Source organism: Planococcus sp. A6, assembly GCF_028823615.1.
In the GTDB taxonomy this organism is placed as follows: domain Bacteria; phylum Bacillota; class Bacilli; order Bacillales_A; family Planococcaceae; genus Planococcus.
This window is the reverse complement of the sequence record NZ_JAPEHT010000025.1, coordinates 17,126-34,363: the sequence shown is the minus strand read 5'-3', so window position 1 is coordinate 34,363 and position 17,238 is coordinate 17,126. Positions and strand designations below refer to the sequence as shown.

19 protein-coding genes are annotated in these 17,238 nt (G+C 39.5%); 2 read left to right on the top strand and 17 right to left on the bottom strand.

Going from position 1 to position 17,238, the window contains the following annotated elements; all coding sequences use genetic code 11:
* Positions 1-147: 147 nt before the first annotated feature.
* The 5 genes from ON064_RS05805 to ON064_RS05785 all read right to left on the bottom strand — a co-directional run bounded on the left by ON064_RS05805 (position 148) and on the right by ON064_RS05785 (position 4,615).
* Positions 148-486, bottom strand: a complete 339-nt coding sequence (locus ON064_RS05805; RefSeq protein ID WP_274624030.1) for a YflT domain-containing protein — start codon at positions 484-486, stop codon at positions 148-150.
* Between the two features lie 195 nt (positions 487-681).
* The gene (locus ON064_RS05800; protein WP_274624029.1) at positions 682-1,647 is read right to left on the bottom strand and encodes a carbohydrate kinase family protein; all 966 of its coding nucleotides are present in this window, start codon (positions 1,645-1,647) and stop codon (positions 682-684) included.
* Positions 1,648-1,679: 32 nt separating this feature from the next.
* A complete protein-coding gene (locus ON064_RS05795; RefSeq protein ID WP_274624031.1) occupies positions 1,680-3,149 on the bottom strand; it encodes a glycoside hydrolase family 32 protein in 1,470 nt (489 codons plus the stop codon).
* A 474-nt stretch (positions 3,150-3,623) separates the two neighbouring features.
* Positions 3,624-3,878: an SHOCT domain-containing protein gene (locus ON064_RS05790; RefSeq protein WP_274624028.1), complete on the bottom strand. Its 255-nt coding sequence runs from the start codon at positions 3,876-3,878 to the stop codon at positions 3,624-3,626.
* Between the two features lie 284 nt (positions 3,879-4,162).
* Positions 4,163-4,615, bottom strand: coding sequence for a hypothetical protein (locus tag ON064_RS05785; protein ID WP_274624027.1), 453 nt, complete (start codon positions 4,613-4,615; stop codon positions 4,163-4,165).
* 282 nt (positions 4,616-4,897) lie between these two features.
* Between ON064_RS05785 and ON064_RS05780 the strand changes: the two genes are divergently transcribed.
* Positions 4,898-5,098 carry a cold-shock protein gene (locus ON064_RS05780; RefSeq protein ID WP_058383049.1) on the top strand — a complete coding sequence of 67 codons (201 nt, stop codon included), beginning with the start codon at positions 4,898-4,900 and terminating at the stop codon, positions 5,096-5,098.
* Between the two features lie 1,265 nt (positions 5,099-6,363).
* On the opposite strand, the gene ON064_RS05775 is transcribed toward ON064_RS05780, so the two are convergent.
* The 4 genes from ON064_RS05775 to ON064_RS05760 all read right to left on the bottom strand — a co-directional run bounded on the left by ON064_RS05775 (position 6,364) and on the right by ON064_RS05760 (position 9,499).
* Positions 6,364-7,287 carry a metallophosphoesterase gene (locus ON064_RS05775; protein WP_274624026.1) on the bottom strand — a complete coding sequence of 308 codons (924 nt, stop codon included), beginning with the start codon at positions 7,285-7,287 and terminating at the stop codon, positions 6,364-6,366.
* A gap of 38 nt (positions 7,288-7,325) precedes the next feature.
* The gene (locus tag ON064_RS05770; protein ID WP_274624025.1) at positions 7,326-8,075 is read right to left on the bottom strand and encodes a phosphatase PAP2 family protein; all 750 of its coding nucleotides are present in this window, start codon (positions 8,073-8,075) and stop codon (positions 7,326-7,328) included.
* 303 nt (positions 8,076-8,378) lie between these two features.
* Positions 8,379-8,822, bottom strand: coding sequence for a hypothetical protein (locus ON064_RS05765; RefSeq protein WP_274624024.1), 444 nt, complete (start codon positions 8,820-8,822; stop codon positions 8,379-8,381).
* Positions 8,823-8,995: 173 nt separating this feature from the next.
* Positions 8,996-9,499: a YusW family protein gene (locus ON064_RS05760; protein WP_274624023.1), complete on the bottom strand. Its 504-nt coding sequence runs from the start codon at positions 9,497-9,499 to the stop codon at positions 8,996-8,998.
* A gap of 203 nt (positions 9,500-9,702) precedes the next feature.
* On the opposite strand from ON064_RS05760, the gene ON064_RS05755 reads away from it, so the two are divergent.
* Positions 9,703-9,924: a hypothetical protein gene (locus tag ON064_RS05755; protein ID WP_274624022.1), complete on the top strand. Its 222-nt coding sequence runs from the start codon at positions 9,703-9,705 to the stop codon at positions 9,922-9,924.
* Between the two features lie 281 nt (positions 9,925-10,205).
* Here ON064_RS05755 and ON064_RS05750 read toward each other — a convergent pair whose 3' ends face one another.
* The 8 genes from ON064_RS05750 to ON064_RS05715 all read right to left on the bottom strand — a co-directional run bounded on the left by ON064_RS05750 (position 10,206) and on the right by ON064_RS05715 (position 17,212).
* Positions 10,206-11,129 carry an alpha/beta hydrolase fold domain-containing protein gene (locus ON064_RS05750; protein WP_274624021.1) on the bottom strand — a complete coding sequence of 308 codons (924 nt, stop codon included), beginning with the start codon at positions 11,127-11,129 and terminating at the stop codon, positions 10,206-10,208.
* 90 nt (positions 11,130-11,219) lie between these two features.
* Entirely contained in the window at positions 11,220-11,663 is a 444-nt protein-coding gene (locus ON064_RS05745; RefSeq protein WP_274624020.1) for a hypothetical protein, read from the bottom strand.
* A gap of 151 nt (positions 11,664-11,814) precedes the next feature.
* Positions 11,815-12,090 (bottom strand): hypothetical protein, encoded by a 276-nt coding sequence (locus ON064_RS05740; RefSeq protein ID WP_274624019.1) that lies wholly within the window; start codon positions 12,088-12,090, stop codon positions 11,815-11,817.
* A gap of 218 nt (positions 12,091-12,308) precedes the next feature.
* A complete protein-coding gene (locus ON064_RS05735) occupies positions 12,309-13,982 on the bottom strand; it encodes a MutS-related protein (RefSeq protein ID WP_274624018.1) in 1,674 nt (557 codons plus the stop codon).
* A 428-nt stretch (positions 13,983-14,410) separates the two neighbouring features.
* Positions 14,411-14,650: a sigma factor-like helix-turn-helix DNA-binding protein gene (locus tag ON064_RS05730; RefSeq protein WP_274624017.1), complete on the bottom strand. Its 240-nt coding sequence runs from the start codon at positions 14,648-14,650 to the stop codon at positions 14,411-14,413.
* A gap of 41 nt (positions 14,651-14,691) precedes the next feature.
* The gene (locus ON064_RS05725; protein WP_274624016.1) at positions 14,692-15,741 is read right to left on the bottom strand and encodes an anti sigma factor C-terminal domain-containing protein; all 1,050 of its coding nucleotides are present in this window, start codon (positions 15,739-15,741) and stop codon (positions 14,692-14,694) included.
* Positions 15,719-16,243, bottom strand: a complete 525-nt coding sequence (locus ON064_RS05720) for an RNA polymerase sigma factor (RefSeq protein WP_211654925.1) — start codon at positions 16,241-16,243, stop codon at positions 15,719-15,721. The genes ON064_RS05725 and ON064_RS05720 overlap by 23 nt, the downstream gene beginning before the upstream one ends.
* Before the next feature lie 669 nt (positions 16,244-16,912).
* Positions 16,913-17,212: a hypothetical protein gene (locus ON064_RS05715; protein WP_274624015.1), complete on the bottom strand. Its 300-nt coding sequence runs from the start codon at positions 17,210-17,212 to the stop codon at positions 16,913-16,915.
* Positions 17,213-17,238: the final 26 nt, after the last annotated feature.

Sequence of the window (17,238 nt, the reverse complement as noted above, 5' to 3'; positions counted from 1 at the left end):
TCTTTTCGATTTCTCCTTTGTTATCTCCAACAGAATCAGGTGGGGCAAGTTCACCTCTTACTTTTCCTCATCAAATTTTTCTTCACAAAGCATTGTGTAACAGTCAAAAAGTGTAAAAGCGACACTGAGTCCCGTCGTGGTCAGAAACTATTGACCACCACGATGGTGCTCTGCATATAGCACAATTCCTTCATTTTCAAGAATGTCATGAAATTCCTCGATTTCCGTTTGGGTTAAGTTTAGTTTGGTCAATTCTTCGCGTACCGCGTCTTTCCCGGTAAACATAGACTTGAATTTGTCCGTAACGGTTTCTGTTTCGTGCGTCTGCACTTCTTCTTGGGTTTCAATGGCATTAAGAATATCTGCATTTTCCGCTAAAACATGAATATCATTTTTTGTATGCCCGTGAGATTTCAGTGCTTCCACCTTTGCCTCAAGTTCCTGTTCAGTATAAGCCACTTCAAACGTACGGTTTGTCGGTTTCATACTAATCAGCCTCCAAGGTATTGTCTTACTAGTGTTTACCCGTCTAGCTAAAAAGTTAAAACATGAACCATGTTTAAAGTGCTTATTGTAATATCATAGAAGATCGTTAAAAGAGCCCTGCGTTGTAAATTGCTTGCTTCTCTGGCAATGAAGTATTTAAGGTTTGGGTCAATAAACCATCCTTTCCCCAATGGTTTAGTTCATTAACTCCAAGACCTCATCTCTTGTCGGAAGTGAAGAAATGGCGCCTTTTCCAGTAGTGACCAGCGCCCCGCTGGCATTTGCGAAAGCCAGTAGTTGCTCGTGATGTTCTTTTAGCATGGCTTCCAAATTGGCTTGTCCCGCACCCAAATTCAATAATTGGTACAAGAATGCGCCAGTGAACGCATCTCCCGCTCCCGTCGTGTCTTCGACTGTTACCGAATATCCCGGTGATGAGTATTTTTCATTTTGTACATACAAAGCTGCACCCTTTGCGCCTTTCGTTAACACCACTGCCAATACATCTCCTGTAAACAAAGAGTTAATGGCTATGGACTCGTCCGCTATGCCTGTGATGAACTCCAGTTCGTCGTCGGAAACTTTGACGATATGCGCCGTTGGAATAAATTCCTGAATGGTCTCCCGGCATTGCTTCGGATTGTCCCAAAGCGGCAAGCGTACATTGGGATCAAAACTGATGATGGCGCCGTGCCTCTTGGCTGCCCCGATCGCTTTCACGTGGGCTTTTTTCATCGGGCTGTCGACTAAATCGACCGAGCCAAAATGCAGAACATCGCCTTGCCCGAACCAGTCGTCCTTCACTTCTGAAGCTTGAAGAAGCAAATCCGCAGAAGGATTCCGGTAAAACGAAAAGTCCCGTTCCCCATCTGCGCGCAAAGAGACGAAAGCAAGACCGGTGTTTGCCTCTTTAGTCCGTGGGATCTTATCGATTTTCACGCCCACCTCGGCAAGCCGTTCCAACAGAAAATCACCAAAGGCGTCTTGTCCGACTTTGGTGATCAGCGAAGCCGTGCCGCCAAACTTCGCAACCGCCGCTGCCACATTGGCAGGCGCACCGCCAGGCACTCGTGTAAAAGAATCCACATCTTTTAAGGCGATGCCTTTTTGATGGGGAATAAAATCGATCAGTATTTCGCCAATCGAGAACAAGTTTCCCATTCGGCACCTCTCCCTTTTCCTGCTTTCATTCATCAATAATCCCATTTCACTGCTTTAAACTTAGCTCGGCCGCCTGTCGCAAAAAACCGGATTTCCTGGCTTCTAATATCCGGGAAGATCCGTGCGGTAAACACTTCTTCGCCGCCGTTCACGAAAATCTCCACGGACGATGAATCGACGAATAGGTGAAACTTGTACACATCCCCATCGATCCGGCATTTGCGTTCGGTGCCATGTTTGCTGCCGATCACTTTGCCCGATGAGGCGCGATCCATGATGACTTTCCCTTGGGCGGCATCGAATTTGATCACCGTTTTTTCAGTATCGCTCGCGCGGAATTCGATGCCATATTCCAAGGCGTCCCCGCGTTCAAACTCACAGATCAGTTCATACGTGACCCCGGAGAATCCTTCAACGACTTTCTTTTCATCCGACAGTTCACCTTGCGCTTCCGTTTTAGCCTTGCGGAGTGATTGAAGTTCTGGGATTGGCGTCTGGATGATTTTCCCGTCCCGAAGCGTTAATTCCCGGAGGATGGTCAAGCAGTTGGCCCACCCATTGATATCGGTCGGGTACTCAATTTCCGGCAAGCCCATCCAAGCGACCATAAGCCGTCTGCCATTCGGATCTTTCATCGTATGCGGGGCATAAAAATCGAATCCCCGGTCGAGTTCGACAAAATCCCCGTGAATCAATTGCCGCCGCTCTAAATCAATTTTCTCGCCCAGCACATAGCCGGCCTGGTAAATATTCTGATAAAGATCCCCCTCTGGCTCCAGGCCTTGCGGAGAAAAAATCAAGATGCCCCGATCGTCCATTTCAAAGTAATCCGGGCATTCCCACATAAACCCGAAATTATCAAGGTTGGTAGCCAGTTCTCCTTCGAACTTCCATTCCAATAAATCGGATGAACTCAATAAACAAACAGCCCCTGTTTCATCGGTTCGCTGCGCGCCGATGACCGCGTAATACCGGTCTTCCACTTTCCATAATTTCGGATCGCGGAAATGCTCGGTGTAGCCCTCTGGCACTTTATCGAGCACGGATTTTTTCGATTTGATGATATTTCCCTCATCGTCCATCTGCGCGATGCACAGGTAAGGATGTCTTACGAGATTCTCATCCCGTGTATTGCCGGTGTACAACAAGTATAATTTTCCGTCATGTTCCACAGCACTTCCCGAATATGCGCCATGGCTGTCAAAATACTCATCCGGCTTGATGGCGATCCCGACATTCTCCCAGTTGACCAGGTCTGTCGATTTGGTGTGGTACCAATACTTCAAGCCATGAAAAGGCCCGAGCGGATGCCATTGATAATACAAATGAAATTCCCCGTTGTAAAAACAGAAGCCGTTCGGATCGTTGAGCAGCCCCGACACCGGTTGAATATGAAAGGTTTGCCGCCACGTACAGCTATTGACCCTCAAAATCAAATTGTCGATATCTTCCTGACTGATCTGGTCCAGACGGATATAACTCTTCCCCCGCGGTAACTCCATCTTTGTCATTTCTCTCATTCTCCTTTTGGTAAAAGCAGAATTTTGTATTGACGCATGACTTAAAAAGTCCTCTTGTCATATCCCCTCCTTGTAATCAGAATCTCTGGATGGCATCTGCTATACTTCACCAAAAATGATAGCGATTATTTTAAAAAATTATAATATTTTCAGGGTATTTTATCAATGAGACGCACTTAAAAAGTCAGATATTTCTGTAAATTTGTGATAGGTTTATGTCTTGTACTCTATAAGATAAGGCATGAATTTTTGAGGTTTTGTTCCGTAAACCAAATTAGAGGCACTGTGTGAGAAACATTGTCTCCACAAAAAAAGAGAAAATTGCTGCACCATAACTGGATCAGATTCTTTTCCCTTGTTTGTTATTCGAGTTCATTCGCACATTAACAATCTGGTGATTAATTACTGACACTGACTCGTTGGCGAGAAGCGACAATTGTCCTATCAATAAACATTTTATTTATCAGTGTCATGCCCTTCTAATTCTCTTAAGCGCTCTCTATATTCCTCGGTATTGATCTCCCCCCGGGCGTAACGCTCTTTTAACAAATCTGTTGCACTAGTTGAAGAAGGATTTCTACCTTCAGAAAAAGAGGTTTTTCTTATAAAATAGATTACCAATCCCACAAACAGGAAAATGAATAATAGAAATAAAAGTATCCAAAAGAACATAGTGCCCCAAGCCCCATCGTGCATTCCATAACCCCACATAATTGTTTCGCTCCTTTCATGATTTGTATTTCAATGCTCTTCTGTTTCTTTAAAAAATTTTTCACTAAAATAATTGATTGTAATTGCAGGGAAAGTGAAGAAGAAATCATGATATCCGCGCCCTTATTACCAGCTTCCTATCTCTCAGTATATCATTTTTAGCAATATTCTGATAATTAAAGAGGTGTTTCTTCACTAAAAACCTCTAGATTTTTTAACACGAACTTCAACTCGATAGCCATATGATATGTGAACCTTTATTCTGTCTAAAACCAGCATGGCTGTTATTGTAAAATTGGATTTTGAGAAAACTCAATGATTGGGAATTCCGGATTTCCCAACCCATCATAATGGTTCACAACAGCTTTTTCTTCTGCCGTTAGTTTGGTCGTTGAATTTTTCAAGTTTTGAATAGCTGTATCGTCTTGCATATAAACCCCATACCAGTCTTCCTGATCTGCATCTTCCAATTCAATGGACACTGTCCTGTATTCTTCTTTTAGCTTGGCAAAAGAGTCTGCGATTGATTTCTTCGCCGCTTGTTCTCCAGAACTTTGTGTCACCAGTTTGACTGCAATTAAGCTCTTATTAGCTCCTTTCTGTCTTTCTGTTTCAGTAAACGCAGGGATGTTGTTTTCTTCTACTCCCATTTCGTCATAGACTGAATCACTGCAAGCAGATAGAAGCAACACAGCTATAAATGAAACAGCAGTTAAGCTGTTCTTTTGAATGACCATCATTTCCCCTCCGTTTCCTCTGTCTCTTGCATCTATTCCACACAGAAGCTTCCATTTGAACTACTAATACAAGTCGATTTTGCTGGTGAAGCAAGTATCATTATCATCCCTAAAAAATAAGATTAAATCCTTTTGCTATCTTTTTCATCACATCCATGTTACCTTTAGGAAGAGTTATTTTTGTTCGGTTTCAGATTGAGAATACATTTTGTTTTTCGTCTAAGGTATTTGAGCAAGGATAGTAACACATTGTGTGGAGATCCACACTAGGAGGCAACAATTATGGAACAAGGTACAGTGAAATGGTTTAATGCAGAAAAAGGTTTTGGTTTTATCGAGCGTGAAGCAGGGGATGACGTATTCGTACATTTCTCAGCTATCCAAAGCGACGGTTTCAAATCTTTAGACGAAGGTCAAACTGTAACATTTGATATCGAAGAAGGACAACGTGGCCTACAAGCTACAAACGTCACAAAGGCTTAATAATAGCTTTAGAGAGACTCTATATTATATAGGGTCTTTTTTTGTGCTTAAAAACTATCAGAGGGAATCCATTCAAATGCTGCTTCGCCGAGAGCGTAAAATACTTAGTCCTACCATAGCTATCACCACAACGGAAAGCAATAGCTCCATCCGCCAGTGACAGCGCGAGAATCCCCCATATAATTGGATGCCCGATAAGAATCCCCCGCTTCGTATTAGTGATATGCAGAATCAATTAATCCTCTTTTATTTAGCTGCCTCACCCGATATTTAAGTTAAAAGAGAACCAAAAATCAGTACCAACGCAATAATCAAGGTATTAAGTACAGTAATTACAAAAGCACTTATAGAAACGAGATTGCTTTTGATTTTGTTTAAAATAAACAGGATTGAAAAAATCAAAGTGATGGCTACTCCAAATAGAATGAGATAGATCAGCAAACCGGCTACAACTTCTGACGACGCAATTGCAATAGGATCTAGAAATATCATTAGCAAAGAAACGAGTATGCTTAAAATAAGATAGATAGTAGCTACAGTATTTTTAATCAGAACACCCCCTCAATTTCCAGAAACTCATTGCTATCTGTATTATACATTTATTCCAATTTAATCCTATACTTTTCATCATTAAAAATTCCTATAGAGAGAACTTCTGTTGTGAATTACAGAAGCTGATAAATTACGTGAAAGTTCCCTTAACATTCCCGCTGTGCTTCTGCAATGTCTTCCTTTGTCGCAAGATGAGCTTGCTGTGCTTTTCCTATGAAAAAACCGTATTTTTCATTCAGTATATTCATGAAAAACAGTTTCTGTTGCTGCTATATTTTCTTCGGTAAACTGGTTATCTCCTTCGTCCAACCTCATTCGCCATTCTTGAGAAGGTGAAAGCTGCTTCTTCGGATCGAGAGTTTGCTAAAATCGTTCGGTCTTTGCCGATATGGATCTTACGAAAAATGTGGGGTGGCCATTGTCTCGAAGACCTTCTATGAGTCAATGAGAATCATGTTTCTTATTCGTAATGTGGCTATCCTCGTTGCTTCTGATGCGAAGTATACTCCCTCTATTATTCTCTTGTTATTTTTGTCATTTGAATCAGGAGTCTTAAGGGTACCCTTTCCCAAACAAAAAACAAGAAGCTCCGGCCAGAACTTCTTTTTCCGATATTCCTGCTTTATAATAACTAAACATTAATTTACATATTTCTACTTTTTGAGCTTCAATGTTCGACTACATTAAAACATTTATAAATGTGAAAGCAGGAACTAAAGATCATCATTAGATTGCAATTTTAACATCGTAATTTCAGGCGGACAATTAATGCGAAGTGGCAAGATACTGAATCCAACCCCCGGATTTATATACAAGTTGTTACCTGTAGCACCATAATCATCAATCCACCCATACATATAATCATCTTCTGTTTCATTCATCAAAGCAGTATAGGACCATTTCGGAGTGCCCGGGATTCGCATTTGACCTCCATGAGTATGTCCGGCTACAGAAACAGGCGCAGCCTCAGCCGGCAAGGTACCGAAAGTTTCGGGATTATGCATCATGATAAGGCGCGCTGCTGAATCTGGTACTCCATCAAATGCTTCGGAAGAATCTGCAAGTTCTGGCCACTCTGCTCCCAATCCCACAATATAAAGAGATTCAGATGAAGCAGTCCCTACTTCAACCCCATTATCGGTGTGTGTAAGCGCCGCGGATTCATTATGTAGAACCGTTATCCCTACTTCTTGCAGTGCAGATTTCATTTCTCCTGCTAATTCCTCGTTAGGGTCCGCAGTTTGTGATGCCATTCCATAATCATGGTTGCCTAGGACGGCAAAAACCGGAATATCCGAATCGGTCAACGGCTTGATCAACTCTTTTACCCTCTGGCGTTCTTTTTCATGATTGTCTACTGAATGGTAAATGTAATCACCTAGAAAGAGAACGGCACTAGGATTCAATTCCACCAACTTTTCCGCCATTTGTTCTACAGTAGAATCATTGTCCAGCCACATTCCTACCTGAAAGTCACCGATAACGGCAACTTCTTCATTTTCCCAAGTCTCAGGTAAATTCGGTATAGCGGCTTCTTCTTCTTCCAAATTAACAAAATAGGGTTCCACAAGTCCCCAGATCAGCAAAACTGCTATAAACGCCCCCAAAATAAGAAGCAAGCTTTTGACTACCTTCATAGACTTCATCTCCTTTTGAATTTCTTATCCACTGAAAATTACCGTTCAATTTTTTTCTTGCCTGACCGGTAGCAAGAAGCTAAAAAGTTCCGCACCGCACGAACAGGTTTCACTTGGCTGTTGCTTTGCCATTGGACCCATTCAAGAGCTAGTAAACAAAGAATCAGCCAAATAGTACCAGCGATAAATCCGGCCAGAACATCACTTGGGAAATGCGCACCTAAATAGATCCGGCTCGTTCCAATTAAAATAATCAGCATTCCCAAAACACTGGACCAAAAAATTTTCACGGCTTCTTTCTGACTGCTTCTGACAATGAAATACAAAACAAATCCATAGAAAACGAGTGCACCCATCGAGTGACCACTTGGGAAACTAAAACCGATTGCATCGATCTCTTCATTGATTGAAGGGCGTCCTCTCCCATAAAATTGTTTCAATAACCATGTCAACAATCCGCTGCCTCCCACCGCAATGATGAAAAACAATATTCCCCACTTATCTTTCTCTTTAATCCAAAGCAATCCTATTAAAACAACTGATAACAAGGTCAGAAACCACACAGATCCCATTTCTGTGATAGTGATATAAAAGACATCAAGCGCGGACGTCTCAATTATTTCAAAAAAACTGATAACGCTATTATCAAAGCTTTTTAATTCATTTTCCAATAGTTCTTCAGCTAATTCTGCAAAAAACCATACAAAAAGACTGGCTATCCCCAAACCAGTTAATAAGAGTAAAACGGGTAATCCGGCTTTTTTGTTCCCCTCATCCATAATTCCCATCCTCCTTTCCCATTAAAATAATTGACATATCCTTTTCTAATGAGAAATTTAAACATCCCGCATCATTACTTTTACAAGTTGATGCGGGATGAAATCTCTGTATTAAATTAACATACACATCGAGCGATATTTTCTATTGTTAAATTCATTTCATCTCGAATAACTGAATGCTTAGATAGAACACAGTTGCTTAGTCCGTGTACCACCCTGTTAAACGGAGTGAGGTGTCGGTTTTCTTTATCTAGTTGGAGGGAAGCTTCTCCACTTTTAAACTACTTACAAGAATATAATGAATTGTTCAGCTTATTCAATATCTTCTGCGGGACCAACTGTAGTTTCAAGATCTTCGAAGTTATTAAAATCAGCAACGCTCATTCCATGTTCATCTTGTACATAAGAATCAAATTCTGCGAATGTCCAGTCAAGTGGCGTCAGATAATTCATTTCCAACTCTGCCAATTCAATATTTCCTAAGTCCATCTCTTCGATTACTTCTTCAGCAGCTTCATCTGTTTCTTCCTCAATTTCGTCTGCCTGCTCTTCATCAACATCTGTTTCTTCTTCTAATTCATCTGCTTGTTCTTCGTCAACATCTGTTTCTTCTTCTAATTCATCTGCTTGTTCTTCTGCTTCAAGAACTTCTTCCGGTTCAGCATTTTCTAAAGTCTCGTCTTCACCACAGGCGGTCAAAATACTTATCGACAGCACTCCCAGAGCGCCTGTCTTGATCCATTTATTTTGTATCATTAAGTCTCCACCTTTCCAAAAATTTGACTTATCCAAAATAATACCCATTTGATTAAAATGATAAACATATGACTTTCCCAACAGTTTTTTGACGAGTATCAAACCATTTCCCGTTAATAATCCACAACTAAAATAGAGCATCAATTTTTTTCAGTTGAAACTAGGAGAGATATTCAGCTTCCCGAGGTTTCATACTCTTTTTCGTTGCCATCTGGATAAGTTACTTCAAGCTCAAGTGATTCGTAATCCTGATCTACAGAAAACACTTCCATAACTTGACTGATGACTTCTTCATCTGCCATATTCACGTCTAATTGAAGTTCCGCCAACAAAGGCTTCATTTTATCAAAAGCATCGTTTCCGGACAAAGTTTCATCGGCCATTTTGTTTTCATATCCAGCTTCCACACGATCACGATCTTCTAAATAGACGACTTGTAAAGCATTATCTTGATCGGTATAGTCAACTTCCAATTCAAATTCCGTAAATCCGAAAACTTTCCCACCGATATTCTCATCTTCGAGACCACCCCCTGGGTTGGCATCCACCGGCCCTTGATAATCGATAGCTTCTCTTGTAACTGTCTGCGTGACTTCTTCTTCGATACCGCAAGCTCCTAGAAAGATGACAGAGGAAAATAAAAAGCCAATGGCAATAGGTTTTTTTGCAATTGTCATGTTTCTCATCCTTTTCATTTCTGGCATTTTTACTCGTATTCCCTAACTTTTTATGTTTAATCATATAAAAAGCAGGATTACCTCCAATGGGATTATCATTATTTTATGAATAAAATCAAAAAAATAACTTTAAATGTTTTTCTTTTTCTTAGTCGGGTAACCGTATACAAAGGGGAAAGATTATATAGAGAGGGTGAGAGTTTATGATGAAAAACTCAAATTGGCCACTAAAACTAGGAATGAGCTTAACATTATCTATTAGTTTTCTTGGAGCTTGTGGTTTGGAAGAAGAACTAAAAGAAGAAGAACTTGAACATGATATAGAAGAGGATGTAGTTGAACCGGTTGGAGAGTTAGAAGAAGAAATTGAAGAAGAAGGCGTGGAAGATGCAGTAGAAGACGAAGTGGAAGAAAATGAAGAGTAAAGACACACAAAGAGCGCTAATGTGCTATTCAATGAGCACACAAAAAATAGTGGCCCTTTAAAGTTAGAGTGTCAGTTTTGCAACTAACTTTAAGGGGTCACTATCATCTTTTTATTCATTCCGTAACAATCTAAGACTGCAGTAAGTAATTCACCGCCTATTATTAAAGTTCTCGCCGTTTCAAAAATGGTATTAGGCTTAAGATATCAATTGTGGCCTTATACATTCGATAGCTTGGATGTGACCGAACTTAACTGTTTTGTCTTTATGAAAATCAAATTCTAGCCGCTGATTAAATTAATAATTTTCTGTTGAGCATCCTCAGCCTCTGGAACCGGCATAACCACAAACACATGATTCATCTTAGGATATACAAAGGTTTGGATTTCAATTCCCTGCTCCGTTAGGTTTTCGTCCAATTTAACTGCGTCTGGATATATGAGTTCATGTGTTCCGACAAATTGAGTAATCTTGCCGAGTCCAGTTAAATCTCCATAAATCGGGCTAATCAAGGGATCCTCTAAGCTTTTATCATCAGACCAAATATTAGTGATTACGTCCATTCCCCCGGCCGATAACATCGGATCCTTTTTTTCGTATTTTGGGATAAGGGGATTATCAAGAGTTAGATCGACGGCTGGAGATAACAAAATGATATCCTTCGGTTGAGGCAAATCATCTATCTTTAACAACTGTGCCAGCCCAAGCGCGATATTCCCACCTGCTGAATCCCCCATGATGGTTAATTGCCTGGCACTCTCAACCGTCAGAAGCATCTCTTTGTAAAGGCTTAACAGTTTCGGATATGTATGCTTGTAATTAAAATGAGGCACTTTAGGATAAATAGGCGCGATGATCTTCGCATCCAATGACTGTGCAATTTTATCCATCAGCTTCCAGTGGAAAGATAAAGGCTGGTTCGTCCACGCGCCCCCATGCAAATACAATACCACCCTCTGTTCCCGAGAATTCTGGTCGTTTAAGGTGAACACCTGTATGTCTTCATACATCTCCTCTTTCAACGAATTGGAAAAACTCATACTTTCAATCACATACGGTTTGATATTTTCAGTTCCTCTTTGCTGAACGAACTTTGTCGTGTTGGCGACACTGGAAAACCCCTTCTTGGTACCTCGTAAAACTAAGTATTTCTCGAGGATCCGACTTCTTACAGACCGTTTCCCCCCATAAGTTTGGACAACCATTTACTAGCCCCTCTCTACATGCCATGACGACTCGCTAATATGCTCTTCACTTTCTGCTTCCTGAATCTATAAATAATAAAGCTTGGTAAGTCATTCTACCTCTATCAAAAAAGCATAGTTTCCATCTCCCTGATTCCAGTCAGCTATTACATGATATACATATACGCCACTTTCAGTAGGCGCTTTAATTCTTTCATTATTTACTTCAATAATTTTTGAACTATTTTCATCAAGCCATTGCTCTAATCTCAGATTTTCGGGTTGATACCCTATCGGAAATTCAATTTCAATTTCCTCACTTTTGGACATTATAAATGGGGTATGTGATTCTGTCATATTGATTGGAGAAGTATGAATGGTATCTACACACTGCGCAAGTAAAATGGCATCCCAACAATATGATCCTTGTGTTGTAGGAATTTCTCTCTCTCCTACTGAAATTTTTGGAGTCGGCGGTTCTAAACGAAATGGTTTGAAAATAACTATTGCTGTGATTAGAATTCCAACAATTATAAACACCGACCTTTTTTTCATATATCTCGTCCCCCTTTTGTACAATAATAGACGTTTATATTTTTACAAAGTAGCAGTATTCACTTTATCTTGAAAATTTCACCATCGACAAAAGGACTTCCAAGCAGTTGGAAGTCCTTAATGCTCTTTTTAATACTTTCATCGATAATACTTACATTTCTCCACTAAATATAAAAATTAGGAAAAAAACATACAAAATGCCCAATGAAATAGATAGTAATGAAATATATTTAATGATCCCTTTTTCTTTTTTAATGAAAGCAATTAATCCAAGTATTACACCTGTGATATAAATAGCGAAACCAATAGGTATGGCAATCATCGACCACTTCCCAAAAGTTATATTGAGAGGTGGAAAAATCATATATGCTATAAAGATTCCTATGACCACTAAAAAGAGCGAATACTTGCTGTATTTTTCATTCATTTTTATGTCCTCATTCCGTCGGCAACATAACGAATAGGCTTATTCTACGAATTTAAAAAGCCTTATCTTATTGTTCCATGGGTACGTTCAAACATCTGTGAAAGTATTCAGCGTAAGAAAAAGAAGAAACTCCTCGCTAAAGTCCTTTCAATAAGTCGTCACATGTAAACTGATTTTTCACGACACACTTAAATTTAACAGCTGAGATTCAAAACCGGTTAGACTGCATTCAACGCTTTCCATTCACGAATGTCTGTAAAATATTCAGCCAGTTGGTTCGCTTGGTCTGTTACACTTTCCGGATAATCCAGAAGTTCCAATAGCTTTATGGCGTTCCTTGTTTCAGAAGGGCCTTTATGAATTTTATAATCGAACAGCACTTCACCGTTCTCGATCGACTCCCGGAAATGGTAATTGGTATACACATTCCCCGCAATTTCCGTCAATTCAATATCGTGCGAAGCAATAATGTTCATGCCTTTATTGACCGACAGCCACTCCATGATAGCTGCTGATGCAGATATCCTCTCAATCGTATTGGTCCCTTTTAGAATCTCATCAACGAAAGAAATAACAGGTTTCTTTGCCTTGCACAACTGGATGATTCGTTTCAGCGACTTTATTTCTGCAATAAAATAACTGTCTCCATTCAATACGTTGTCTTGGATCGCCATCGAAGTCACGATATAACTCGGTTTCATCGTCCAATTTTTAGCTAACACCGTATGGATCGTTTGGGCCAAAATTGCATTGATGGCGACCGCTTTGATATAAGTCGATTTTCCGGAAGCATTAGATCCAGTAATCAATACAGTCTTGCCCAATGTAGAGGAATTCGTTACTGGCTTATCTAAAAGTGGGTGGGCCATGTCTTTAAATGACAACTCTTCTTCGTCGACAAACTGAGGCAAGGTATAAAATGAAAGTGATTTTCGATAAAAAGCGATCGCAATCGCAGCATCCAATTCGCCAATCGATTCCCATAATTGCCGATAGGCTTTCTGATGGGTGACGATTGCTTTCATAATTTGATTGTAAGAAATAAAATCGAGTAAAAAAACAATCCGGAAGTATTCAAAGAAAACATCAAAATCTCCACCGGTATTTGTTCCAATGGATAAGACCTTGCCAAAGAAAGAAACTTTTTTCAGACCTTTCCCTTCTTTTTTAAAAATATCGTCAAACACTGAAAATTGAGAATGACGAATGGAAGTCAAACTCCTGCCTGTATTCACAATGGCAGCTGCGTACGTAATAGAATGCAAATCATTTTCCACCATCTTTTTATTACGGTAATAGATCACAGCGTTTATAACTAGCGAGCTTACCAAACTGATGATTCCCACCTTTAAACTAAAGAACATCAACAGCAATGAGAAAATGGGCAAACATGCAAGAAGGACGTACATGTATGCGAACTTGATTTTGTGGTCGCTGAAATTATAAAAGTAGGAGGAAGTGTCAGCATAATTGCGTTTTCCAAGACTGGATAAAATAAGAAGGACTTTTTCTCTCAATACGTCATCCTTCGCCATGAGGGTATAAAGTTCTTCTTTGGACTGAAGGCCATCAAGCTTCGGATCAATGTCCCGTAATTGGTCGAATAAGTATTCTGAGCCCACACTGGTTTGGGTGTAATTCATCTTCTTAAACACCTGGTCCATCCCTAAGTCGTCCCAGGTGATTTGATCGACCCCTGCGTAAAATTCTGAACGCTCTTTATTGTTTCTCCAATAGGATGATACGGATTGAACATCTTCTTTTATCGCAATATATGTTTCAGTTTCCCACTCTTGCCGGATTTTCTTAAGTTTCCGCCGATTTCTCGTTAAAAGTTGATAAGTAATGAGACAGACGACAAATAACCCCATAAATATAAACGGACTTTCCATCTCAACACCTCTTTCTCCTAATTTATACGGCTTTTCTTCCAGAAAGTTTCAATGAAAGAGGTAAAAATACCCACCCTATAAGCTTTTGTTATGCAAGAGTAGAAACCTTTCATAAAGATCCATTTACAAGAATGCAAAAAAGAGGGTGCTCATCGCCAGCACCTTCTCAATTTTAGTTTTATGAACTTCTATAGATCTTAAAAACCAGCAGATTATAAGCGAGTATTCGTTGCTATACTCTTTAGAATCTAATCTATCGGTTTACGGTGTATTCCAAAATAGAGTAGAAACAAATGGAAGGACCACTGTCCACGATAGTACAAATGAATTCCCAAAAGATAAAAGCAAAAACAGCTTCTCACTTTCCAATTCGATTGGAAAAGGGAAAAGACTTTCTATGGAAGTCTCTTCCCCATCGATACCTTCTCTTATGTCACACCCCATTTCTTTAAAGCAGAAACAATCCGATTTTCCACTGAGTATTTGAACAATCCCAAGTGTACAGCGATTTCTTCATGCGAGTGTCCTTGAATCAACTTCATAACTAAAATATCCCGGTCTAACATTTCTAATTCGCTCAACAGCTTTAAAAGTTCGAACCTATTCCTCCTTGCCAGTAGTTTCTCTTCAATATCCAGCGTGCTACTTGTTTGTATACTCGTTTTCATTTCAAGCTGCACCTACCCTTTCTGAAGTATTAAATAGAAGCTTACTGATAAGGATCCACAGTAACTCCTAAAGCAGACGTGCGAACGAATTCCAGGTCTTGTAAAGACTGTAGACTTTTAATATCTCCTGTCACCACTGCTCCAATTATTTGAACATGGTCTGCCGTTAAATGGGGAGCTTCCCCTTTCAACAAATCATGAATGCGTTTGTATTCGCCATAATATTTTCCACTTTCAAATCCTAGACCCATTTGAATTTTTTCAATGAACAACTCTTCATTCTTTATTTGGCTTTCCTCAACTTCCTCTTCTTCAAGTTTCAGTTCGATGTTCTCAAACCCATATACCTGATCTCCAAGTTCAGGTTGGCTTACACTATTCTCTTCCTCTACGATACTTGGATGATGGTTCAGCCAGTTCAGGTCTTCCGAAGAATAAGTATCTACCCAATACCATTTTAAAGTTACACCATCTGGCATGCTTTCATTAACTTCCGATGGTGCATAGCCTTTGTCGAAAGACAAGGCAACTTCGGCTACGGTTTGTTCGGGATAAAGTTCCAGTTCACTTAATCCATCTGCCAAATTGCTGTATTCCACCTCCGGATGATAGAAATTGAGCATTCGCTGTTTGGTATCACGATCATATGCCTTCAGTTGACCATCTTTTTCAACTTGAATTGGAGAGTGATCTCCTGCAAATCGGCTGACACCGCCAAATAAACTGTAGGACATGACATCCTCGCTCCAATCCACTGGAATTCCTTCGATTACCTTGTACCGTTCAAATCGGATGATACCTTCAAACAAACCATTCCCTTCATGCTGCATCCCCATTTCCTCGACATTAGGATCCGTTATTTGGCTAAACATTTCTATATCCCGCATGGCTTTTCCCTCCTGCCATCTCATAAGTGAAAGCCAGCTAATCCCTGAAATAATTATGAATAAAACCAGAACGATAGAAGAAATAGCCGCTGTGCGAAGAAGCGTTTTTCTTCGCGCTCTGCCTATAATCTTAGTAAATGAATCATTCGACGAAGTTGAGTCGAAAAGCTGATTTAACTCTTTATCTTTTTTGTTCTCGGTCATGCCGATCAAGCTCCTTTTCATATAATTCCTTGAAAGCCTTTCGGGCTCGGAATAAATAGGTTTTTAAGGTTCCGTTATTCAAATTCAAGAGGGCCGCGATGTCAGCGTAACTTAATTCCATTTCATACTTCAGTAGCAGTAGCTGCTTATGGAGGGGAGGGAGTTGATTCAGAACGAATTCAATTTCTTGTCTCATCTCGCCCTGGCGAACAAAATCTTCGGGCAAAAAGGATTCGTCCACAAACTCAAGGTTTTCAAAAGAAGTATGTATTTCCTTTTTTTGTTTCCGGCACAAATCATAATAATGATTGATAGCTACCTTGAATAGCCAACTGTATGCTTTAGTGGAATCGATTGAATCAATATAGAGCAACAATTTATACAAGGCTTCCTGAACAATATCTTCCGCATCCCCTGTGCTCGCTCCAATTTTTATCAAGTATTTAAAAATGATATCTGTCTTTTCGTTTAATGCCTGATACAATTCTTCCTGCGAATTCAACTAGTCCCCTCCCTTCGTCTATAAGACCTTTCAGCCTTTAAAAAGTTAACACAAAATAGGAAAGTTTTTGAAATACAATTTTGGAACCTTCCTCTCGTAATGATTGATTGTATAGACAAATGAAAAAGAAGCACCTTAATGGCACTCCTTTACGTTTCTATCTTGCTATTCACAGATAACTTGTGGTTTCTGAAGAATATTGATAGGTAACCCTATATTCTTTTGAAATTTCATCTTTAAAGTCTTATCGATCAGCATTATGAATGTATCATTTCTTCCAAAAATATTAATTTCTTTGGGTTCTCTAATTAAGCAAATGAAATTCGAATTCTAAATATAACTTAATTGCTAATAAGTTACATTCAAAATAAACAAATTCTGAATCAATCTGTTTTGACTGCGTTGAAACACTTAGAGCAAACAATAGTATGCCCCTCAGCAAACTTTCTTACGTGGGCTATCCCATTTAATTCGTTTACATTTGTAAGGATAGCAATTATTTCGTTCTCTCCAATTTCTTTACCACAGCGGGAACAGTTCATTTTTTTAGTAAAAAACATCCTATCACCTTTTCCATTTTAATTTGTATTTAAAATAGTCGTGAGTTCTTCAAAAAAACAGTCATAAGAAACTGAAAGTAACTTAATTCACAATAAGTTACATTTAAAACTAGCTGACTTTTTCTTTATTAAAAATTCCGTTTATCAAACACCAAATTCCAACTAGACAGATAACAGGGAAAATAAGCATTGGATAAACGATTTCTGCCCACCCAGTAGTTTCAACAGATCCAAATGTTGCATAAAGCCCTCCAATAAGCCAAGAAAAAAATGGTGCAACTACGACTATCAAAGTAATCCCCCATACAATTTGCTTCTTTTTCTCCGACTTGTGTCTACTCCAAATATAAGCGATAGTCAAACCGATACTTAAAATTACCAAAGGAAAAACAACTTCTAACATGAGCATGACTCACTTCCTTAACTTTTAATTTG